This is a genomic window from Bradyrhizobium sp. BRP22, assembly GCF_020194175.1.
GTDB lineage: Bacteria > Pseudomonadota > Alphaproteobacteria > Rhizobiales > Xanthobacteraceae > Bradyrhizobium.
In genome coordinates, this window is record NZ_JADYVX010000013.1 from 99,614 (window position 1) to 123,646 (window position 24,033).

The window sequence follows — 24,033 nt, forward strand, 5'->3', positions numbered from 1 at the left end:
GGCCACGTGATTTTCGTCCGAGCCACGCATAGAACCGTCTCGACACGCACGTCGGATGCATACGGGCCTTACCTGTCTCTCATCGTGAATAACCATGCTCGAGTTCGATCAATCATGGCCTCTCGATCAAGCGCTGGGTTCGATCGGCACGCACGCCGCGCTCAGTTTAAGCACGCCTCCTGCGCTACGCCCCCATCGGCGCTGTCCGAACTATCTTGATAGCGGACGCACAACCTCGCAAACCGTTCGAAACCATGCCCGCAAGTACTCGCCTCAAATACCCTTGCCTCACGGAGACTCTCCAGATGTTGAGTCCGACTCAAGACGACGGCTGTAGCATCGCTAATAGTTCGAGATCGCGGAACATGACGTAATTCCGCCGGATCCACTGATGCAACTCGCTGGACGAATCCTTCTCGTCGCGCAGATATCCCGTGAATGAGAAGCTCAGTCGGTCGACGTAAGTTTTTAGAAACACCGGTAGCGCCGAAACGCGGAGGACACGGCCGCCATCCATGGCTTCAGGTAACTCTCCGCGCAGCACGAATTCATTATGGACGGTGACCAGCGCTCCCGCCGGAATCCGCCGCCGCAGCATCTCATAGCTGCGCGAGGAGACCCGGTCCCTCGCGGCGACAAATAGGATGATCGGGGCGACATGGCGGCCGAGCGCCTCTTTAATGAAGCCGATCTCCTCGCACATCTTGAAGAATTCATCGAAGGCATGGAAGCCGAGGTCGATGACCTTGGCCACTCGATCGTGCAGGATGAGCCGGTCCATCAGCTGCATCTTGCCGTAGGTGTCGATCACATCCGCCGTCTCGGTGATGTTAGGGAGGTAATCGACGAGAGACGGCTCCTTCAGGTTGATGTCGAAGGAGAGCGCAGAACCGTTCTTCAGCAGCAAGAACTCGCTCAGAAGACGAGAGACGAGGGTCCTGCCGACCTGCGGGGTCGGAGAGCAGATGATGTAGACGGGCGTGGCTAACATCGCCAGTAATATCAAGCGAGTTTCGTACGGGGGGTCAGTCCTTGTTGGCGGACGAGCGATTATTTTTCCCCGCCGCCGGTTACTGACTTGGCACCTGCCAATTCAGCCAAGTTAATGCGGTCGTATTCGCGCCACACATTAGCGAGCCAGTGCCGGACATACCCACGCAGCACGAACGAATAGTTCGCGGCCTCATCGTGCCGACCCTTGTTGGCTATGAAGTCAACGAACGGGACGGAAGCAACTTCGACTTGCTCATAGGCCATCTCGTTGAGCTTAGGGATAGTCAACTCGGTCGCGTTCTTGATGCGGTGGAAATAGGAGTTGTAGGTCGACTGGTCCCACTGGAAGAACTGCGTGTCGTTGATGAAGTTCTTGACCAGAAAATACTTTGCACCAGCCATGAAGTTGGCGGTCTCGGCGATCTCGTCCAGGGAGGCGATGGAGGATCCCAAGATATGGAATACGGAAAAGGTGATCTGGCCAGACCGCGCAGCATCCAGAAATCCAATGTCGCGCAATGAGGCGAGCGCCCGGGACAGCAAGCCCGCGCGGGCGTCGATCACAGTGACGGATAGCCCTGAGTTCAGAGTATCGAAGATCTTCATTTGATCCGCAGTCGTCGTCATGTCGACGATCTCGGTGATCTCGGGATGGAAGCGCTTCAACGTTCCTCGTGGCGACTCCGTATCGAATGCGCGCGTCTGCACGTTATTGGCGTTGAAGTAGTCCAGAAGCGTTCGAGATACGGTCGTCTTGCCGACCCCACCCTTGTCCGCACCAACCACAATCACAACTGGCTTTGTCATGGAGTTCCCTTAAGGCACTTGCTACCGCCGACCTTGACGTGTGCAATCGGCAAAGCTCTGCTTTGAATGCGAACATGGCAGAAACAAGGGACGCTGGAATCTTTGACGCGCCAGCAACGCGATTGGTGGGGATTTCTCATTACCAGTTCGTACAACGATGAGAGCGAACGGTGATCTGCTGCCAACGATGTTTCACGTCAGGTTTTCGGAAATCCGGATGAGCGGTTCGCAGAAAAGGCCGACATCGACAATGAAATCACGGCGACCACCATCAGCAGTACGATCGTGTTGATGTGGATGCGCATTAAATAGCTTGAATCTCACGTGGCGTCAGGTTGTAGGCTCGGACAAGCTACCCAGGCTTGGGTGGCTCATTTGGATGAAATCAATGCGAGCGACATGGCTTGCGAAGTCGACCTTCTCGCTTGAGGATGATGATCGATCATTCAAGCGCATCTTGTGCCAGGATGGGAAGCGCTCTCGCCGGCAATGGAATGAGGACGAAAACGCGGGAAGTTGGCAAAGTTGTAATGTGCTATGGGACTATCGGATGCACTAGGCGAGATTGATCGCGCTCGCCACATTGATGAATTCGCAACTATGGTGCTGAAGCACGATAAGCAGCTGCGGATGGCGGAACATGCAACGTTCCTGCAAAAGGCCGCTGCGGATTTCCTTAGATTTCTGGCAAGCTTCGAGGAAAACGTCCGCGCCGGGAAATCGTGGGGGTTCGCCGCGACATGCAATGCGGTGAGCCGGCAGGCCGGAGGTCAGGCAGGCGTCCAAGCTTGCGAGCGCATAGCCGCATGTGTGTCGCGGCTTGACAACGCTCTACTAAACAAAGTCGGCCTCAAAACCCTTTCGTTTTTTGCAACATCATTCCGTCGACACCCGAAAGTGGCGGAATGCCGCAATGCGATGATCAGAATCGCCAAATGTTGTTGCGATCAAAGGGGAGCGCTTCAGGAGTTGAACGGTCAGACTCTGGCATCGCTCCTGAACGGTCCCAGCCGATGGCCGGAAGAGGCGGCCTCTCGGCAAGCTATGATCGCAATTGCGTGTGAGGTGGTTCGCCGCGCAGGCCGCCGTGCCCGGCTCTGTGACTGCCCCCCGAGGGCACTGGCGAGCCTGGTGAACGGCTTTAGCAAGTGGTCTAAAGAGGATGCCTCTCATCAAGCCATCGCCGTGATCGCAAGTGAGGTCCTTCACGGCGACCGGCTCTCTCATTTCAATCAGCAAGACTTCGCGAACCTAGTGAACGGTTTTAGCAAGTGGCCAGAAGCGGCTGTCTGTCGTCAAGCCACACTGGCGATTGCGGCTGAAGTCCTTCGCCGCGGCGACTGGGTCTCTCAGTTTAATCAGCAGGACCTTGCCAACCTGGTAAACGGCTTCAGTAAATGGCGGGAGGAGGCCTTCCGCCAAGCCACAATCGCTATCGCGGGTGAGGTCCTGCGCCGGTCCGGCCGGTTCTGTAATTCTACCCACCAGGGAGTGGCAAACTTGGTGAACGGTTTCAGCAAATGGCCAGAGGAAGCGGCTTCTCGCCAAGCCACAGTTGCGATCGCGGGCGAGGTCCTTCGCTGTGCCGCAGGGCTTTCTGATTTTGCTCAGCAGGGACTGGCGAATTTGGTGAACGGCTTCAGCAAGTGGCCGCAGGAGGCGGCCCCCCGTCAAGCCACAGTCGCGATCGCGGGTGAGGTCCTTCGCCGTGCACCCCAGCTCTCTCGCTTTACGTCCACTCACTTGGCGAACCTGGTGAACGGTTTCAGCAAGTGGCCAGAGGAGGGAGCCTGTCGCCAAGGCGCAGTCGGGATCGCGGGTGAGATCGTTCGCCGTGCTGCCTGGCTTTCCGATGATAACTATCAGGACCTGGCGAACCTGGTGAACGGTTTCAGCAAGTGGCCAGAGGAGGGAGCCTGTCGCCAAGGCGCAGTCGCGGTCGCAGATGAGGTCCTTCGCCGTACCGACCGGCTCTGTGATTTTACCGAGCAGGACCTGGCGAATTTTGTGAACGGTTTCAGCAAGTGGCCAGAAGCGGCGGCCTGTCGGCGAGCTACAGTGGCGATCGCGGGTGAGGTCCTTCGCCGTGACGCGGAGCTCTCCAAGTTCACCTACCAGGGACTGGCGAGCCTGGTGAACGGTTTCAACATATGGCCGGAAGAGACCGTGTGCCGCCGCGCGATAGCCGAGATCGCCAGAGAGCTTCAACCCCAAGGCTTCCAATCTCGATACCCACAAACGGTTGCAGCAAGGCGCCAGAGATACACTGGATCAAAGAAAGGCCGAGGGGCTCGAGCCGCGCCTGCGAAAGATCAGCAATGAGGTTGCACACCGCCAACGGCGTGCGCCATTGGGGAGCAGAGAGGGGGCACGTAGCGCAAGCAAGGCCTTTCGGCCGCGAGGTGCCGAGCTGCAAAGGCGAGAGATCAGCATCGGTGAGTTAAAGTCCCACGCCGGAACTGTCGCTGTCCTTGGCTCGCTCAAATGGTGCTTCCCGCAGATGGCGCCGAAAATCCACCATCGGCCGGGCCGTTTGCACCCAGCTTCGCATGTCTTCATCGACGCGGATATCCGGAGCGCCACGATGACCTCGCTGCTGAAGATGTGAACGCCGTCAGGTCGAAGGTCCACTCGGCGATCGCGCCTATGACATCGTCGTCCGGCTCGATCAGAGTGCGCTCGCCGCGGCTCTTCTCCAGGGTGTTGTACACAAGGTCTTGTGGCACGCCGATTGCTGGGAGATCAGAAGCCGTTACGGCAACGGCAGATCGCAGTCAGAAGCCCGGGAGTTTAGATGAAACTTGCTCGGTAGATCCAAATCAATGCCATAGATAAATGTACTGTTGACTGCGGTCGCTCCTATTTCAGCTTGCCGTTTCCGCATTGGATACTGCTGTCGTTCGACCAGCGGCCGCGTCGGTTCCTATCTCCTCTGAGCGTCCACACAAAGGCCTGCCGCATCCAAGGAGCCTTCGGCGAGCCGGGGCGAGTCTGCTCTTTAGCCAGCCTTGTTGGAATGATCGCGCATGAGGCGCTGGGCACTATGTCCTTGTGAGTGGCGAGTCGTTCCGGCAGATCGGGCAGATGGAGGTGAGAAGAGAGCTCAGATAGGCACCCCATGAGTTTTGAACCAACAGGACGGAGTGGCCTGCCGTCCCAGCCGACTGCGTAGCGTTGTGCTGCGCGGCGGGCAGGCAAATATGACGTGATTTGAACCGCGCCGCAGGAGAAAGCGGATGAAGGTTGGATTATTTTATGAACACCAGTTGCCGCAGCCTTGGGAGGACGGCAGCGAGCTGAAATTGTTCAGTGATGCGCTGGAGCAGATCGAACTGGCCGATCGGCTCGGATTCGATTACATGTGGGAGGTTGAGCATCACTTCCTCGAGGAATACTCCCACTCATCGGCACCCGAGGCCTTTCTCGGTGCCGTCTCCCAGCGTACTAAGACGATCCGCATTAGTCACGGCATTTGCCTGTCGTCCCCGAACTATAACCATCCGGCGCGGATGGCGGAGCGCCTGGCCACGCTCGATCTGGTCTCTGGGGCGCCTCGAGTGGGCGACCGGAGAGTCCGCCTCGCTGATCGAGATGCATGGCTTTGGGATCGAGCCCGAGCAAAAAACTGCAATGTGGCGGGAAGGGGTCGAGCAGACCGCCAATATGATGACGATGCGCCCGTATCCAGGCTGCGACGGACAATTCTTCACAATGCCGACCCGTAACATCGTGGCTAAGCCGGTCCAGAAGCCGCACCCCCCGATCTGTATGGCGTGTTCCCGGCGCGAGAGTATTCGGCGTGCCGCGCGTCACAGGGTGGGGGCGCTGGTTTTTGGCTTTGTGGAGGCGTCGCAAGCGAGAGTGCGGCGCGACGAGTACTATCAGATCATCAAGTCCGATCAATGTGTGCCGATTGGGCATTCGGTAAACGCCAATATCGCCACTCTCAACGGTATGATGGTTCATGAAAACGCCGAAGAAGCTATGCGTCGAGGACTCGATGGCTTCAAGTTCTTCGGTTATTCGATCGCGCATTATGCGGTATATGGCGAGCTCCGTCCTGGGCGCACGAATTTGTGGCGGCGCTTCCAAGCCATCAAGGACGACATGAAGGAGACGCTAGGCTCAGGCAGCATCGGACAGCCCAACACTGTTCGCGAGCATCTCATGGGGTATGCCGATGTTGGTATCGACCAGATGATCTTTATCCAGCAGTGCGGCATTAATAAGCACGAGCATATCTGTGAGGCAATCGAGCTGTTTGCCAAAGAGGTCATGCCTGCTTTGAAGGAACGTGAAGACGAGCGCACCCGACGTAAAGTAGAGGAGCTAGCACCCTATGTGGAGGCCGCACTTCGCCGCAAGCCACCATCTCCCGAGCTGAGCGAGTCGGACATCCGAATGTCGAGCAATTGGCATCGGGCCCGAGCGTTCTACAGGTAAAACTACGCCTCGGCGGGTGGCACCTACGCGGACCCGACCCGCGGAGGCGCCATTCCGATGGCTTCACGCGAGTCCTTCGCCAAATTGGCCAGGGTCAATTGATCGCGAAGGCACGATCGAATTTGGCCGAGTACATAGGCGGATGGCCTAGTGGCGCCCAGCGGGCGAGGAAAATCGGCAGTGCATCGTTTACAGTGCGAGGAAGCTTATGTGCTGGCACAGTCCCAAGCGGCTCACCGACTCCGAACAAGCCACCCACAAATAGGTGCAACGGCGTGCACGGCCATTCCTTAAGGATCGAGGTACAACACGATTGACCAGCGGATCCTAGTAAGTGGGTTCGTGCTAGATTTCTAACCAGCAATCCGCTGCCTGTACATCAATGCACGTGATCATCGATCCTTAAACGAAGTCGAGGGATTGGAGAATCCTTCAGCAATCCTTCGAGGCCGTCAAACCTGAAAGCATGCAGCATAACTCCCATTGTGCACGGAAGAAACGACTTCAGCTCAAGCGCTCGGGCGCTTCTTCATCGCCGAGTTCTTATGGTCCCGGATCACGCTTGCTCACGCTCGTTTGTCCGGCACGCGGGAGGACTACTCTGCTGCCGCCCGTTGGCCTCGTTAAGATAGGCCCGGTATGCCAACGCGATGCCATCTTCCAGCGGGGTGCGCGCTCGCCAGCCGAGCGCGGTGAGATGGCTGACATCGAGCAGCTTGCGCGGCGTTCCGTTTGGGCGCGAGGTGTCATAGCTGATTGTGCCCGTATAGCCGACGATATGCGCGACTTGCCGCGCGAACTCCGCAATAGAGATGTCCTCGCCTCGGCCGATGTTGACTATTGCGCTATCAGAATAGACCTTCATCAGGTGGACGCAGGCGTCTGCCATGTCGTCTACATAGAGGAACTCGCGGCGCGGCGCGCCCGTCCCCCAGACCACCACATTGTCGGCGCCTGACAGTTTGGCCTCGTGGAAGCGGCGGATCAGGGCGGCGACCAGATGGCTATATTCCGGGTGATAATTGTCGCCTGGGCCGTAAAGATTGGTAGGCATCACACTGATGAAGTCGCACCCGTACTGGTTACGATAGGCCTCCGCCAGCTTAATGCCGGCGATCTTGGCGATCGCGTACGGTTCGTTCGTCGGCTCCAATGACCCGGTCAGCATGGAGTCCTCGCGTAGCGGCTGCGGGGCGAGTTTTGGATAGATACAGGAGGATCCGAGAAACATCAGCTTCTCGACCCCAGTCAGGTACGCCGCGTGGATCACATTCGCCGCAATGGCGAGATTGTCGTACAGGAATTCGGCCCGCAGCGTGTTGTTGGCGACGATGCCGCCGACCTTGGCCGCCGCGAGAAATACCGCCTGCGGTGCCTTTCTCGCAAACCAGTCGAACACCTCCGCCTGGTCGCGCAAGTCGAGCTCGCTACGGTCCGCCGTGAGCAGCGTGACATCCTCCTGTGTCAGCCGGCGCAACAGAGCCGAGCCGACCATGCCGCGGTGGCCGGCCACGAAAACCGTTTTGCCCTTCAGCTCAAATGGCGTTAGTGCCATTGGCAACCTCCCGCCACGCGATCGCAAGATCGCTCGCCATCATTTCCCTGACCAGCTGCGTGAAGCTGCGCTTCGGCTTCCAGCCGAGTTTTTGTCGCGCCTTGCTCGCGTCGCCGATCAGAATGTCGACTTCGGTGGGGCGGAAATAAGTGGGATCAATGCGTACCACGGCGTTGCCGGACTTGCCGTCGATGCCGGTTTCCTCGGCTCCCTTGCCGTGCCATTCGATGCTGCGGCCGATCTCGGCAAAGGCGAGCTCGACGAAATCCCGCACTGAGCGCGTCTCGCCCGTCGCCAGCACAAAGTCGTCAGGCTGGTCCGCCTGCAGGATCGCATGCATGCCCTCGACATAGTCTTTCGCATGTCCCCAGTCGCGCTTGGCCTCGAGATTCCCCAGATAGAGCGTCTCCTCCAGCCCCACTTCGATGCGAGCAACGCCGCGGGTGATCTTGCGGGTGACGAAGGTCTCGCCGCGGATCGGGCTCTCGTGATTGAACAGGATACCGTTACAGGCGAACATGCCGTAAGCTTCGCGATAATTCACAGTAATCCAGTAGCCGTACAGTTTTGCGACGCCGTACGGCGAACGAGGATAGAACGGAGTGGTTTCTTTCTGCGGGATCTCTTGCACAAGGCCGTATAATTCCGACGTGGAGGCCTGGTAGAAGCGCGTCTCCGTCTCCATGCCGAGAATGCGGATCGCCTCGAGCAGGCGCAGAACGCCGATCGCGTCGGCATTCGCCGTATATTCGGGGCTCTCAAAGCTGACGCCAACATGGCTTTGGGCAGCGAGATTGTAGATCTCGGTCGGGCGGATCTGCTGCATCAGGCGGATCAGATTGGTCGAATCTGTCATATCGCCATAGTGCATCAGGAACGGCACATCTCCGACATGGCGATCTTCATAGAGATGATCCACCCGCGCTGTATTGAACGAGGACGAGCGTCGCTTGATACCATGCACAATATAGCCGAGGCTGAGCAGATATTCGGCAAGATAAGCGCCATCCTGCCCCGTCACCCCGGTAATCAGCGCTACGCGCCGCTGAGACTCCAGAGCCGTCATTCTCTCTCCGGTTACGCGCAAGAATGCATTTTCGAAGTCTAACTTTAAGTCGAGTCAAATCAGGCGGTTAGCCCGCGGGTCAGCATCGGTTCGGCGTTAAATGCTAAAGCGGACGCGATTGTATTGTGTCCTGGTGCGCTCGCTTTGCATTAACAATCGCATGAATACGACGCGCCTATTGAAACGCTAAAGATGCGCAGGGGGCGGCATCCGAGAAAGCCACGAATTGATCGAGCAGTCACTGTTTATCGTCGCGCCCGCGCATGCGCCATCTATACGTTGATATAAATTGCACCGAGATAGCGTGAGTGTATTGAGGTATTCGAAAATAAAGTTCAATGGACCTACGCGAGGCAATGTAAGCATTTTGCTGCCGAGCGCTCCGTAAGCTCTCCCGCAGACTGCCGCATGGACGTCGGCAGGCTTTCTCTAAGAGACCGTATTTCATGGAACAAAAACCTTCCTTAACGGTACATCGGCAGATAGTTTCTCTTCTTCAAAAGCCGGATGCCGTCATCTTGGACATCGGCTGCAACGACGGAACCGATACGCGAAAGTTTCTCGAGCTCTGCCCGCAGGCGCAGCTCTACTGTTTTGAGCCAGACCCCCGAGCGGCCGCTCGCTTCAAGAAAAACTTGGATCTATTCCTCGATAGGGTGAAGCTATTTGAAATCGCGATCAGTGACCGAAATGGTAGGATCGAGTTCCATCCAAGCAATGGGGATGGAGATGCGAAGGAATGGGATCTCTCTGGCTCGATACGGCGACCCAAAAATCATCTCGTGGAATATGGCTGGGTTCGGTTTGATGATCCCATCTCAGTTGAAACTCGACGGTTGGATGACTGGTGCAGCCAGGCGAATATAAAAGACATCGATTTCATCTGGATGGATGTGCAAGGGGCCGAGTCCGATGTGATCGCTGGCGGCAAACAGACCTTGAGCAACACACGGTTCATCTACACAGAATACAGCGACCAGGAACTCTATGAAGGGCAAAAATCCCTGCAAGCCATTCTTGACCTGCTACCTTCGTTCGAAGTGGTGACCCAGTATCCCCACGGGGTTGAGGGTGATGTATTGCTTAGGAACACGAGCCTTTAGAACGATCCCTCGTCTGCTTCTCGCCAGCTGTAGGGCTACCCAGCGCTCACCGTAGAGTTCATTAGCAGGTAAACTAGCACTACAGTTGCGATTTTTGCTTGAGATGGCTCTGCGCGCGTTGGCGTGATGAGCCCTGCGCCAGGACGACCAAGCGAGTAAGTGTGCATGCGAGATGCGTCGCTGCGCAAGCTGCATGGCGATGCGCCGATTTCCTGAATCGACCGGCGGATCAAGAACGATACTTCGGTCGGGCGCGATCGCGTTTTTTTGGGCGCGGCGTTGGCCCGAGAACGGACGACGGCCATGATGGCAAAGGCAAGCATGACGAGTGAGACATGGCGATGCCAGCCGTGCCAGGAGCAAGCTTCGTTGTGATCAAGACCGAGTTCGCTGTTGGTCGTTTCGAAGCTGTCCTCGATGACACGGCGATGGCCTTCCACTAACACCAGCTTCTGGATTTCTGGATGGACGTGCCCTTGGGGCACCACGTGGAGTAAAACGCCAAGCTGCCGTCGGCAATGTTGCGGCGGATCAGAAGACCTCGCGTCCATTCCCTCGCAAGGACATCATCGTATTCGCTTCCGTCGAGATCGGCCAGCTCGACATAGGCCCAGTCGTGCAGGCGGCGGACCTTTGGTGTCTCGCCAGACGACAGGCGGCGCCAGGCCTGCTTGGGAAGGCCCTGTGCGATCGTGTAGGCGGTGCCGCCGACAGGCTGTCCCTTGCCCCAGGAATAGAACGCGTGATCGGACGCAACACCCAGAACATAGCCTTTGCATGCGTTGCGCAGCAGGGTTCAATCTCTCCCGTGCCGTACACGCTGTCCGCCGCAACGAACGAGAAACGGCACCTTTGCGGCGATCGCCCGAGCGATCATGCGACGCGCGATTTTAGGCTTCGTCGCAAAGCCAACATCCCGCGGCACATGCGGCGTTCAGGCGAACGCGGTCGTTCGTCCATTGCTTTGGCAGGTACAGCGCACGGTCGATGAAGGCATGACCATGCCGCGACACATAGCAGGCGAATACGCCAATCTGGCAAGTGGTGATCTTGCCCGCCGAGCCAGTGTACTGACGTGCCACCCCGCACGACGCCTTCCCCTGCTTCAAAAAGCCGCTCTCGTCGATCACCAGAAGCGCGTCGTCATCGCCAAGGGATTCCCAGCGCGTACTCACGTACGATGTCGCGTCGCGCGTCGGCATCCCATCGTCCCCGGCCGAGGATCGCCTGCTGGCGCCACGGGCCTTTGTCGCCGGCCGCTTCCGCCCGCATCCAATCCGTCTTGCCCGGCTCGTTGCTCAACAGGCCGTCGAGAAACTGCCCCGCCGAGATCGCGACCCGCTCCTGCGTAAACAGCGAAACGAATTCGTTGCTTGGACTCTCGCAACAAAGAAGCCCATAGCGTCAGCGTATCTCGACGACGCTCCACCAGTCATCAAGTCCCGAATCATGGTCGCCCATAGATTCAGAACGACCTGAAAATTGCAACTGTAGTGCTAGTAAAGCGGAGGCGGGCGACTGGCGCAGGCGACCCGGTGGGTGGCGTCGCGAGACGTTCCCTATCCCGATCAATCCGGGCGCTTCCATCTAGCAATGACTTGCTCTAGGGTCCGTACTCAATAAGGATTCCCGCTGAGGCAAAGTTATGATTCAAGACCTCCGAGTCGAGGGGGGCTTGATGGGGCAGAAGCTGTACTGGCTGAGCGAAGTGGAATGGAAGCGGATTGAACCGCTATTGCCGCGTGGGCGGCGCGGTGCTCACCGCGTGGACGACCGACGTGTGATCAGCGGGATCCTTCACATGCTGCGATCGGGCGCTCGCTGGCGAGACTGCCCGGCAGATTACGGCCCCTACACGACAATCTATAACCGCTTCAATCGCTGGAGCCGCCAAGGCGTGTGGGGCAATATTTTCTACGCCTTGACCGGCTCAACCGGCCGGGTCGGGACAATGTCCATCGACGCGACCCACATCAAAGCCCACCGCTCGGCGGTGGGCGCAAAAGGGGGGACTTCCAGCAAGCGGTCGGCCGCTCGCGAGGCGGACGCACCACCAAAATCCACGCGCTGACAGAGGATCACGGACGTCCGATCGCCTTCGTGATCACTCCTGGCAATTGCCATGACCTCACGGCGGCACGCGATCTGCTGCCTGCCGTCTCTCCTGCGCGACGATTGCTGGCTGACAGGGCCTATGACGCCAATAGCCTGCGTGAGTGGTTGGCCGAGCGCGGAACAAAGGCAGTAATTCCGCCCAACCCAACTCGCAAGCATCCGCACCGATACGACGTGAAGGCCTACAAAGGACGCAATCTTATCGAGCGCATGTTTTGCCGCCTCAAAGACTTCAGGCGAATTGCGACCCGCTACGACAAGCGAGCCGACAACTTCCTCTCGGCCATCCTCCTGGCCGCCGCCGTCACTTGGTGGATCAATTGAGTCCGGACCCTAGTAGGGCCAATTGTCAGGCTTCAGACAAGTATCGGCTCTTGACGGTCACGCGCATAACCACGAAGCCCTGCAAACCTACATTTTTGATGCGGCACGGCGCTTGCGTGTTCACCAATCACCGAGCACTTTCAGGGCCAGTGATGTTGGGGTGAGCGCGTGAGTGTCGCCGTTTGCCTCTCCACAAACAGAGACCTTCGGCATGACTGTTGGCGATACTGATATCTCAGCTTGGCGAGGGCATGATCAGCTATTCGGTGATTGCCTTTCTCCCATTTGGGTCGTGGACTCATTTCCATCGTGACACTCGATCGAGTCCATTAGCCGAATGTTTGCGGCACTTGTATCTCGTCGGATTCATGTTGCTCGCGCCTCGTCTGTATTGGTGATCGGCATAACCTCGAGCCACGGCAGGCGATTTCGAATGGTCGGGCTGATTTCTTCGTGGCTTTAATTGTTTGTCCTAACATTCGTGCCGATGATTTTCGGCTGAAGTTTCGTGCGCTATACCTTTGGGTTGTCGGGACAGTCGCAACGAGGTCCTGTGCTGACCGAACGGGTTGTGGACTTGTTCTGTGTCAATCGGGCCAATGCTGATGGAATTGCCAATCCTCATCTGGCCGCCGCGACTTTTCCAGCTCTGGCGCGTCTCCGCTGTCGAACGGGTTCGAGCAGCGATGGAGCCAAGTTTGGTTAAGCACATCCCGCAAAAGAGGGCGGACGACCCAGGAGATCAAGTTGCCGCGTTCACTGAACTGGAGCTTTCAGGCAGGGTCGTCCGGAGCTCCATATGGATGGGCTCGTCAACTCGGTCCTGATCCCCAAACCACTTCCTGTGGGCCTCCGCAGTTTTACATCGCCGAAGGCTAGGACAAGTACATACACGCTAATGATGGCGCCAAATGCCAGTGGCAATGCCTTTGGTCCTCGCGTGTATATGGACGCACACAATCAACGAATGGTATGCGCGATTTCGCAGATGGACACCGAAAAAATCTCCGCATTCCGGAACTCACTAGCTGACGCTTTCATTCAAGAGGCTGCGGATCCCCCAGAGGACTTCCTGGCGTGAACGTCGACCAATCGGTCGCGGAGGACTGGGCGGTTAGCGCAATGAATGGCATCATGGCCCGTTGCATGGTTGTAAACAATGATAGAGGGATCCAACAGTATAGTAACGATTGACCTCACCAACCGAACGAAAAGGTCTCAAAATTCATCGGCTCGGGCGGCTATCCGGAACAACCGTCCCAGCGAGAGTCTGCACACAATGTCCCGCACCGACCTGGATGTCCACCCGTCCCCGCGGCTTCGAAGCGTCAGGTCAACCATATGTGCGAGCCGTGCTGTGTGTGACGGCTCGTATCTTGCCGGTCAGCTCGCATCCGACAGGATGTGGCAGAGAACCGCTTACACCCCACTGGTGAAACAAGTCAATATGGCATCCGTTCTCAAGAGCCGATTGTCCTAGCTACGACACCCAGCGGCTTGGCTGCAGATCCATCGTTCGATTGAATCTCCTGTCCAATCAGGCTGCGTGTGAGCGAGCGATGCTCGCGCGCTTGGAACGTCGATCAACGCCAAGTTCTGGAAAATCTGCAGCCGGGCGCCTCCTCCGGAGCTTGAATGGTCGAGAGCCTTATGCGGACTCCGCTTGCCCTTGGGTTGCTATGCTTGTCCCGTATCAGGAAGCAGCACCTGACGAAGCCGCGGAGTTTTGAGGAATCCGGCGCAACCAGAGCGGCCGTTGCCGTCCTGACGATCTTGATCGGGCTGGAATAAGCCCACAGATCCTCGCCACTGCCAAATACATCTTTGGTAATGATGGGCGGGAGCGCCTCGCGCATTAATAGACTTGCGGCGGCGCTAGATCACCAAGCTGTGAGGATTTGTCGTACCTGGAACCGGGGTGTGCCCCGACGCGAGGGCTATGGGGGCTTGAACTCTACGTAGCGTCAGGTTGTACAGTCTCAGTCATACATCGCCATCGCTCTGAAGCTCATGATCACGAGGAGAGGCTTCAATCTCTGAAGGCGTCAGGTGCGTTGAAGTATGTGGCTATGCAAGCACGTCGCGGTTGTGGCCAATGTGAGGACATGAACTGAAGACTTGAAGACGAAGCAGAAATTGCAGTGCAAGCATCGAAACCTGGATGTCTTCCAACCGCAATTGGACGGCCCGCTTTCGACTCCGATGTGCCGCATGCGACTTTGCCCGGGAGGAGACCGAACGCTGTTGCTTTTCGGTTGGGGCAAGTGTCTGGCTTTCGTTCTCCTGGTTGTTTTGCGGTTTAGCGAGCGGTCACCTGTCCCCAGGGCCGGGACGCTCTGCTGCAGCAGCCAAGTGTGGGCAGGTGTGAGTAATGCACGAGCTCGGAGCGGCGCGATGAACGGTCCGTTTGTTCAAGTTGGCGATCTTGATGGCCGGTTTTTTTAAGCTGGAGTCTACGCGGTCAGTGCACCGGAGTGTGGCTCCGGGGCAGCTATGAAGAGTTATCATCTAGGGAGAGTGGTATGGAACCGGGCTACAACGATCTGAACTCTTGGATGCGCTGGTACGCCGAGCAACAGGAGCAGCAACGTGCGCGGCAAGAGGCAGACGTGGAGCCTGCGGATCAAGCTGGCTTTGAGCAGAAATTGGGTGAGCTGCAAATCCGTTCTCCCGAGGAGAGTTCGCCGGAGGTTAGTTCCCCCGACACTCCAGCCTCACAGTCGCATGAAAGCATCCAGCGTACAGACCTTGGTGGTTCGATGCGGATGTCGCCTCGACCCAATCTGCGGGACAATTCGTTCGGCGGTACGCGGTACAGCGTCGATATACCTCGTGCTCAGCCTGGCTCGGCTGCAAACGATTACCGGTCTGACTTGCGGGACAGGGCAGTCGGTAGCATGCACCACACAGCGTCATCGGAACCGCAGCCAGCCGCGTGGACGAAGGACAGTAAAAGCCATGGACTATTTTCTCGGGTCAAATCAAGGCTTGGCAAAGTCTTCGAGAGGAGTGGTCGTGAAAAGTCGTCGGCTGGCTCGACGTCCGACGCGGTCTATTCAGAGCTTCGCATGGATTTCGCCAAGCGTAGTCGCCCCCCGATGCATGAGCCTTATGCCGACGACGCCAGGATCATTAATGAGCTGCGCGACGAAGATCTGACCAAGCTCGGACCCGAGGCGACGACTCGCCAGAGAAACGTGGTCTTTAATATGGTCAGCAGTCGACGAAGGTTCAGTGCTTGGCTCCAAAGTGAGCAGAGAGGGAGCATAGTGAGCCGACTCACCGGCACCGATCAGCAGCAACGGTCGTTGGACGAGGATTACAGGGACTTTACCGCTTCCGAGGGAAAGCTGGTGGGCATGGGTTTCGATCGGCTTCGGCAGTTCCTAGGCGCTGAGCCCCAATCGAAAAAGCATCCTTATCCCGATGACGCCCGCATCATTGATGGCCTGGAAAAGGAAGACCTGAGCAAGCTCAAACCCGAGGAGACTCGCCAGAGAAAAGTTATCCAAGGGTTGGCCAGCAATCGACGAAAGTTCAGTGATTGGCTCCAAAGGGAGCAGAGGGGGAGCATAGTGAGCCGACTCACCGGCACCGCTCAGCAGCAACGATCGTTGAACGACGATTACACGGACTTTAAAGCAGCGCATGGAAAAGTGGGCGTGGGCTTCGATCGGCTTCGGCAGTTCCTGGGCGCTGAGTCCCAATCGAAGAAGCATCTTTATCCCGATGACGCCCGCATCATTGACGGCCTGGAAAAGACAGAGCTGAGCATGCTCAAACCCGAGGAGACTCGCCAGAGAAAAAAAGCTATCCAAAATCAGGCCGGCAATCGACGAAGATTCAGTGGTTGGCTCCAAACGGAGCAGAGGGGGAGCATAGTGAGCCGAATCACCGGCACCGATCAGCAGCAACAGTCGTTGAAAGACGATTACACGGACTTTGCAGCAGCGCATGGAAAAGTGAGCGTGGGCTTCGATCGGCTTCGGCACTACGTATGGGTCGTCAAGGCGAACGCTGCACTGGGGGTCTCCCCAAAGCAGGCGGGTGGGGAGCCGCGGCCTGGCGAGTCGAGCTCAGCATGGTCGCCGCACCTGCCGTCCGATTTTGAGTGGCCGACGCCGGAAGGCGCGCCAGCTCGGTCGTCGGAGATCTACCGCGGTCTCGGCTCGTTCGTTGATCTGCCGTCCACGCCGCAGGAGACGCGTGACGATGCTCAGTCTGCGCCGGTGGGTAGGCCCGCCGCCAGACCGCCGCTCTTCACCGGACCATCAGACGCGCCAGCTCGGTCGTCAGAGATCTACCGCGGTCTCGACTCTTTCGTTGATCTGCCGTCCACGCCGCGGGAGATGCGTGACGATGCTCAGTCTGTGCCGGTGGGTAGGGCTGCCGCCAGACCGCCGCTCTTCACCGGACCATCAGACGCGCCAGCTCGGTCGTCAGAGATCTACCGCGGTCTCGACTCTTTCGTTGATTTGCCGTCCACGCCGCAGGAGACGCGTGACGATGCTCAGTCTGCGCCGGTGGGTAGGGCCGCCGGCAGACCGCCGCTGTTCACCGGCGAATCAGACGCGCCAGCTCGGTCGTCAGAGATCTACCGCGGTCTCGACTCTTTCGTTGATCTGCCGGCCACACCGCACGAGATGCGTGACGATGCTCACTCAGCGCCGGTGCTCAGCCCTGCCGGTAGTGCCGCGTTCTTCGTCGGGCCATCAGGCGTGCTTCAGGAGCTTGAGGATATCGGATATCTCGTTCCCGAGGATTGGCAGCATGGCTCCCAGCCGGTGGCGGATGTCCAGCTCCGTATCCTGAATAACCACGGGTTGCTGCCGACCCAGTTCAGCGGCCCAAGGCAGGTTTTGATCAACGGTGAGACCTACTCGATCGCATTAGGGCCGCGAGGACGCGGTGCACAATTCATCCATCATCCTCGGCCGGCCCCGGTCCCGCGTGCTCAGATCGGCTCTTTGACCGGAGCCTCTTCCGTCGACCGCAGCGGACGCGTCCTGGGCCCCACGCAGTGGCTGGGTGACGAGCATATCGAGCGGGACTATGGGGTCCTGAGGCGGGAGTTGCAGGAGAGCAATCCCGATCTCGCCGCCCGGATGCGGTTCGTGGATCCTTTGATAGCCCAAATGTTGCGGTCAGGCTCCAACGAGGACGCGGAACGCGCATTCGGGTGGATTCGCGGTGATACAGCCGACTTCCTGTTCTTGCCGGTAAGCGATGCCAGCGCTGCGGATAGAGGGTGGCGCGGCAGTCACTGGTCGCTGCTGCTGGTTGATCGCCGCGATCGGGCAAGACCGGTTGCCTATCACTATGACTCTGCGCCAGGACCCAATAACTTGCCCGCAGAGCAGCTCGCAGAACGGCTGCAGGCCAACCTGCAACAGGGCTCCATGCGCGAGCAGAGCAATACCTATGATTGCGGCGTCTTTGTCGTGGACGGCACCCGGGAGCTGGTTAGGCGATTGGCGGAAGGATGGCATCCAGACCCCCTGAACCTCAGCAACCTCCGCATCAATCGGCGGGCACTGCAGGACCGGCTAAGCGCTGGGGTCGGCTTCAACTGAATAGGGCGCGCGCAGCTGGTTGAAATGCAACTTCTCGCCGATTGAAGGTCCACAATCGCGCGTTCGCAGAGCATCATGGTGTCTCATAAATCAGGGCGGAGGCTGGAGCTAAGGCTGTTTTCGCAGACGGCGAAGGAGCCCCACGGCAATTGCGCGGCCAGCTTTCCGACGGCCGCACAGCCATCATCAACCTCTCAGGTATCATCGTTCCCAAACAGCCGCAGCTGGGCCTAAAAGCCCAGCTGCGAGCTAAACACGTGGAGACGTCGCGCCACCATTGCTCCACGAATTGACGATCGCACCCGGCGGCTTGGCTCTCGGCATTTTTGATCCATATTTTGATTGAATCGCCTGTCCAATCATGCTGCGTCTATGCAGCGATGCTCCCGCGCCTGGGTCGATCGGCGCCCAAGTTCTGGAAACCTGCAGCCAGGCGCCTCCTTTCCGAAGCTTGAATGGTTGACAGACTTATACCGCCTCCGCTGGCCATGCTGTGCGTGCCGCGAGCACATACAAACCACCATGAGAATCCGCCGGTCGGCCTTCGCGCGACGGCGTGAGTTGTTCGGCAGCAGGCGAGGATTTGTGAGCTTGTTCCAGCGCGATCAATCGTCGCGACAGTACGGCCGCTCTTAGGTTGCGCCAGATTCCTCAAAAATCCGCGGCTTCGTCAGCTTCTGTATCCCGATAGATCCCGCACCTTGAGAGCTATGACGCATTCGGCACATTCCTGGTGAGATTCTAATGCGTTTGCTGCGTGGTTGGTAGTCATTGGCGGCGGCGCTCGCGCATTGGGGCGCTTGACGCGGCAGTAGATCACCAAGCTGCCAGGATTTGCCGCACCTGAGACGGGTATGACAGCCAATGAGGCTCGCCGCGACGGCGATGGGGCTTGAACACTACGTAGTCTCAGGTTGTACAGTCTGAATCATACATCCGGCCATCGCGCTCTGAAGCTTCATGATCACAAGGAAAGGCTTCAAGGTCTGAAAATCCCAGGTGCATTGGAGTATGTGGCTATCCCTTGATGTCAGCCATGACATGGCTGCAATAGATCATCGGCAACAGGAGCTCTTTGTACATGCGCACTCGCGCGTGCAATCATCGACCAGAGGATGCGGAAGCGGTGGCTATCGGTGAGTTGATCCGACACCAAACCTCGCCGGCCGTGGAGCGTCGCGTCGGCCCCAGCATCAGCGTGCCGCGCTCGACACCTGGTGGCGATCAGCAGTTTTTGGTTCGCTGGACCACCAACACCGCGCGTTCCAACAGAAATCGGCGCGGTTTCTACTGACTCCATGTGAATCTCCAAGGCTCGTCAGCTTCTCGAAAGCAAAGCCTGCTAGGATACAATGTGCAGACGCGGGGGTCGCTGCTCAGAGGAAACAGCATGGACCCATGTCGTAACGCAAAATCATTCGCCCCAGATGTCGCCGAGACGAGCTGCGCTGCGCCGTCACAGCAGCAAGCGGAACAAGCGGGTTTTGAGCGGCAGCTGATCGAGGCGCAACGAGGCGAGCCACAACGAGCTGGTGCAGGAGCCAGCGGTGTCAATGATCCTGCTCCTCCTGGCATTTCTACAGATGACGACAGTCCTATCGACGAGACGCGCCACGGACGACCTTTGAGCCTTGTCGTTGTTTCGAACCGCGTTGCGCGCGGCAATCCAAACGAACCCATCACGGGTGGTCTTGCTGCGGCCCTGCTCCCAATTGTCGAAGAGTCCGGAGCGATCTGGGTGGGGGCTACTGCTCGCCACAGCGATCCTGTGGCGGCATCGGTCCAAGAGGCCGATGCTCGCCGCAGGCAACCCAATGTCCAGGCGCTCGGTAAAGGCGAGCTTATGACGCTTGATCTGCCGGGCGAGCATTATGGTGGTTATTATGAGGGTTTTGCGAATTCGGTGCTGTGGCCAGCGTTTCATTCGTTTGGCGACCTGGTCAGCTTCTCGCAACACGATTATGACAGTTATCGTGTGATTAACGAGCTCATGGCGCGCTCGCTGCTCAAGTTTAGCGAACGGGACGCCTTTTGGGTGCACGATTATCATTTCCTTCTGCTTGGCGCTAGGTTGCGTGAGCTCGGTGTCAACCAGCCCATCGGCTTCTTCCTGCATACACCGTGGCCAGAGCCCCTCGTGATGCGGAGCGTGCCGCCTCATCGTGACCTGATCTGGTCGATGCTGGCGTACGACCTGATCGGTTTCCAGACCGAGAGGGACCGCCAGAACTTCCTTGCCTGTATCGATGACAAAATCGGGGTGACCACCGAGGATGGTCATGTGATCTCGCGTCATGGCCGAACCCGATGCCAGGTATTTCCAATCGGGATCGATGCAGAGAGGTTCGCCAAATACGCTGAGGAGTCGATCTCGCAGCCCTATGTCTCGTCGCTTCCGCGCGGGCTGAACGGCAAGAAGCTTGCGATAGGCGTCGACCGGCTAGATTACACCAAGGGTATCGACAAACGCATCCACGAATTCGCTCATCTGTGGACCAAGGAGCCGCGCAGTATCTCGCTCTTGCAGATCGCTAACCCGTCGCGCGGTAGTATCAAAGCCTATCGCAATCTGCGGAACTACATTGCCGGTCTCGTCAGCGATGCCAATAGCGAACATCGCAATGTCAACTGGACGCCTATGCGCTATTTAAACTCGAGCTTCAGCCAAGCCGTGCTCGCCGGTCTCTACCGAACCGCGGAAGTCGGCGTGGTGACACCGTTGTCCGACGGCATGAACCTGGTGGCGAAGGAATATGTCGCCGCACAAGACCGCAACGATCCCGGCGTGCTCGTCTTGTCGAAATTTGCGGGCGCGGCCCAGGAGCTCCATGGGGCGCTGCTTATCGATCCCCGCAAGCCTGGCGACATCGAGCGTGCGCTTTCGATTGCGATCTCGATGCCACTCAAGGAGCGCCAAGAACGCTGGGAACCGATGATGAGCAAGCTTAAAGACCATAGCATTCAGGAATGGTCGGCGAACTTCGTGCGTGCGTTGGAGAGAAACCGGAGAGTGGCAGAGCGGTTCAATAAGCCGGATGCTGGGGCGCCGAGTAGCTCAAAACGGCGGAAGCTCGGGGAGGAGTTAGCAGAGAGTTCGAGCCAGTTGGAGTTATCGCCCAAGCCGCCGTCTGCAGCAACTGGCTACCTGGTACTACCTAAGGTTTATGCAAAAATCGACGGCTTCGACTTTGACCATGGTCCCCAACGGGCCTCCGACGTCGTGATCGGCGCACTTAATGCACATAACCTCGTGCCGACGCAGGTCCAGCCTAGGACTGATTTGTACATTCACGGTCATCTCTACACGGCGCTGTTGACCAAACGGGCAAGGGAGCCGACCCCAAACAATCCGCTCGGAGATGACGTTATTCTTATCCCTCGGCTTCAAGGGGGCTGATCCGCGCGCTTGGGCTGCAAAACCGCGGGTCAGCGTGTTTGCTCTCCGAAGGCACTTCAGCCCGCGGCGTGGGCTGGCGCACGGACTTTCGTGACTCGCCAAGGCCAAGAGCTGACGTCTATCAAGTTCTGCCGCTTATGCGAGTGGCAGAACAAGTTGATCATCGGCGCCAAGCATTGTGTAGCGCGGACGGTCATTCCAGCCGCCCTCATGACGGGAATCTGCGCTTTGCTGGGGCAGAATACGTCGCGGATATTTTGAAAGCTGCAGGAGCAATTTAAGTTGCCCTACGCCAAAAGACGCCAGGGCATCCGATCTTTCGCTATGCTACTATAATTGCTGGACAATCTGGAATTCTGCGCCGCAGATCGTATTCTGCGACACGCCCCGATTTCCTTTCAACTGCTTACGTGGTGCTTACGCGGGAGACGGGCTTCGGACCGGGGAAATTCCGTGGCTAAGCTCACCAAACGCGTTGTCGAGACCGCCGAGCCGCAGAGCAGGGACTATGTCATCTGGGACGACGAACTGCCCGGGTTGGGCCTGCGCATGTTCGTGTCGGGTAAGCGCAGCTACCTCATTCAGTACCGCTCTGCCGGACGCTCGCGTCGCTACACCTGGCGTATGGACGCCAGAGCTCGCCAGAAAGGAAGCCCGGATCCAGTTGGGTCGGGTGGCGCAGGGCGATAATCCGGCCGAGGAACGGCAGCTCGACCATAAGGCGATCACCGTCAAGGAGCTGTGCGAACTCTATCTCAAGGACTTGGCAGCGGGCCTCGTGCTCGGCAAGCGCGGACGTCCGAAGAAGGTGACGACCATCGTAACGGACACCGGCCGCATCCATCGGCACATCATCCCGTTGATTGGCTCGCGCCGCGTCAACGATCTCATCAAGGCCGACGTAAGCGGGGTCTTGAAGGACATCATGGCCGGGAAGACCCGCGTCAGCGTCAAGACGAAGAAGCTTCGCGGCAAAGCCAATGTGCGCGGCGGCGCGGGCACCGCAACGCGGACCATTGGTCTCCTCGGCGGCATCTTCTCCTATGCCGTCGAAGCCGGAATCATCGAGCACAATCCAGCTCACGGTATTCGCAAGCCGAAAGACAATGTCCGCAATCGCCGCCTGACTGAAGCGGAATATCGAACGCTAGGTGAGATGCTGCGCGCGGCCGCCAAGTACGAGAAATACACCACCACGGTCGACATCATTCGCCAGATCGCTCTGACCGGCTGTCGACGCAGCGAAATAATTGGGCCTCAAGTGGTCCGAGGTAGACACCGAAGCAAGCTGTCTACGCTTGGTTGACAGCAAAGAGGGAGCTTCAATTCGGCCGGTCGGGCTTTCCGTGGTGGAGTTCCTAAAGGCGAGAAGATCGCAGAAGCTCGGATCCTATGTCTTTCCGGGATATCGAGCCGACAACGCCTTTGGCAGCTTCCCCAATCATTGGGAGCAGCTTTTCCGCAACTCGTCTCTTTCGGATGTCACGCCGCATGTCTTGCGCCACAGCTTCGCGAGTATCGCTAATGATCTCGGGTTCACCGAAGTGACGATCGCCGCACTCGTTGGCCATGCGAAGGGGTCGGTTACCAGCAAATATATCCACACACTCGACACCGCCCTCATCATGGCGGCTGACACGATCTCCGGCTACATCCAAGGCCTGCCACTTTCAAGCAAACTGCTTACGCGCTGGACCGCGACTCACGAAAGGTTGCTCTAGCCAGCTTTCTGAGCAAGGCCATTGATGAACAGTCAACGGTGCGCGAGAACCCTCAGCAAATAGCTGCTTGAGCGCATTGACGCATTCGACTATGTGGCGCCATCAGCCGTTGACCAGATCGTTATGAACGGCCCTGCCTGTTCGAGCGTCCCGGAGATCATTGGCTTTTTTCGTGATGTAGCCTGACAGCCTTCTTCGTTCGTTCACGCTGTAACGGTGGTCAATCGGTGGTTGAACGCCGCGCGATGTCCTTGGCTGATTTGCGCGGCGGGTTCAGTGGCCAGACGGGCGTCGGCATGCCGGGGGCTTTGGCCGAGCGGCGCAGGTTGGCGTTATTCGCTGTGATCTTCCAATCGCCAAGTTCGACGGCAAGGTCGAGCAGGCGATTGGCGAGGGCAATCATGCTCTCCGCCGTGACGCGTCTTACGAGCTCCTCCGGTTCGTTGTGCTTGACCCTGACCAGGGCTGTGACTTCGTCCGTATCGGTCGCCCGCCAGGTGCGGTGGACGATCTCGTTTCTTTCCGAGCGAGCGGTGCCGATCTCGCTGAAGAACTCCGCTATCGCATGCGAGCACTCAGGCATTTCCAGCGTGAGCGCTTCCTTGATCAGTTCGATTTTTTCTGACGGTTGAAAACTTGCTCAGCTCCTTCCGGATCACCGGCGACTGCCGCTGAATCAACTGCTCGGCGGTCAGCTCGATCAGGTTGTCCAGCATACCGCCGCGCAGAGCGACCTGACCGATCGCGGCCGGATGGTCGTCCATGAGCGCTAAGGCGAATGGCTTGCGGCGCCGGGCCACCCGTTCCTTTTCCTGGATCTTGCTCATTTCTCTCCCCGTTGTCGATATAGTTTGCTTATCGATGTTAGATATTAATAAGGATACTTATCAATACCTTGACAACGACCCAGCGATATACTATACCTATCAAAATCGT

Annotated in this window: 9 protein-coding genes and 5 pseudogenes; 7 read left to right on the forward strand and 7 right to left on the reverse strand. The window is 58.1% G+C overall.

The features are described from left to right. Positions 1–319: 319 nt before the first annotated feature. Positions 320–991, reverse strand: a complete 672-nt coding sequence (locus I6F35_RS18435; protein WP_208830835.1) for a hypothetical protein — start codon at positions 989–991, stop codon at positions 320–322. Between the two features lie 59 nt (positions 992–1,050). Next, entirely contained in the window at positions 1,051–1,800 is a 750-nt protein-coding gene (locus I6F35_RS18440; protein WP_225119098.1) for a hypothetical protein, read from the reverse strand. A gap of 600 nt (positions 1,801–2,400) precedes the next feature. Here I6F35_RS18440 and I6F35_RS18445 point away from each other — a divergent pair. Continuing rightward, positions 2,401–4,122, forward strand: coding sequence for a hypothetical protein (locus tag I6F35_RS18445; protein ID WP_225119099.1), 1,722 nt, complete (start codon positions 2,401–2,403; stop codon positions 4,120–4,122). 914 nt (positions 4,123–5,036) lie between these two features. Further along, positions 5,037–6,243 (forward strand): annotated as a pseudogene (locus I6F35_RS18450) (LLM class flavin-dependent oxidoreductase). A 556-nt stretch (positions 6,244–6,799) separates the two neighbouring features. On the opposite strand, the gene I6F35_RS18455 reads toward I6F35_RS18450, so the two are convergent. Further along, positions 6,800–7,798, reverse strand: coding sequence for a GDP-L-fucose synthase (locus tag I6F35_RS18455; protein ID WP_275945469.1), 999 nt, complete (start codon positions 7,796–7,798; stop codon positions 6,800–6,802). Next, a complete protein-coding gene (gene gmd / locus I6F35_RS18460) occupies positions 7,779–8,864 on the reverse strand; it encodes a GDP-mannose 4,6-dehydratase (RefSeq protein WP_225119100.1) in 1,086 nt (361 codons plus the stop codon). Before gmd ends, I6F35_RS18455 begins: the two co-directional genes overlap by 20 nt. 446 nt (positions 8,865–9,310) lie before the next feature. Here gmd and I6F35_RS18465 point away from each other — a divergent pair, with 446 nt between their 5' ends. After that, a complete protein-coding gene (locus tag I6F35_RS18465; RefSeq protein WP_225119101.1) occupies positions 9,311–9,967 on the forward strand; it encodes an FkbM family methyltransferase in 657 nt (218 codons plus the stop codon). Positions 9,968–10,227: 260 nt separating this feature from the next. On the opposite strand, the pseudogene I6F35_RS18470 reads toward I6F35_RS18465, so the two are convergent. Then, a pseudogene (locus I6F35_RS18470) lies at positions 10,228–11,403 on the reverse strand (IS701 family transposase); the annotation flags it as partial. Between the two features lie 242 nt (positions 11,404–11,645). On the opposite strand from I6F35_RS18470, the pseudogene I6F35_RS18475 reads away from it, so the two are divergent. The 4 genes and pseudogenes from I6F35_RS18475 (at position 11,646) to I6F35_RS18490 (ending at position 23,168) form a co-directional block, all read left to right on the forward strand. Then, positions 11,646–12,406 (forward strand): annotated as a pseudogene (locus I6F35_RS18475) (IS5 family transposase). 3,068 nt (positions 12,407–15,474) lie between these two features. Then, a complete protein-coding gene (locus I6F35_RS18480; RefSeq protein WP_225119103.1) occupies positions 15,475–17,979 on the forward strand; it encodes a Ulp1 family isopeptidase in 2,505 nt (834 codons plus the stop codon). Positions 17,980–19,603: 1,624 nt separating this feature from the next. After that, positions 19,604–20,986, forward strand: a pseudogene (locus tag I6F35_RS18485) (trehalose-6-phosphate synthase); the annotation flags it as partial. An 843-nt stretch (positions 20,987–21,829) separates the two neighbouring features. Next, a pseudogene (locus I6F35_RS18490) lies at positions 21,830–23,168 on the forward strand (site-specific integrase). A 149-nt stretch (positions 23,169–23,317) separates the two neighbouring features. Here I6F35_RS18490 and I6F35_RS18495 read toward each other — a convergent pair. Together I6F35_RS18495 and I6F35_RS18500 are read right to left on the reverse strand one after the other, a co-directional pair. Further along, positions 23,318–23,500, reverse strand: a complete 183-nt coding sequence (locus I6F35_RS18495; RefSeq protein WP_225119104.1) for a hypothetical protein — start codon at positions 23,498–23,500, stop codon at positions 23,318–23,320. Between the two features lie 172 nt (positions 23,501–23,672). Further along, the gene (locus I6F35_RS18500; protein ID WP_225119105.1) at positions 23,673–23,924 is read right to left on the reverse strand and encodes a hypothetical protein; all 252 of its coding nucleotides are present in this window, start codon (positions 23,922–23,924) and stop codon (positions 23,673–23,675) included. Positions 23,925–24,033: the final 109 nt, after the last annotated feature.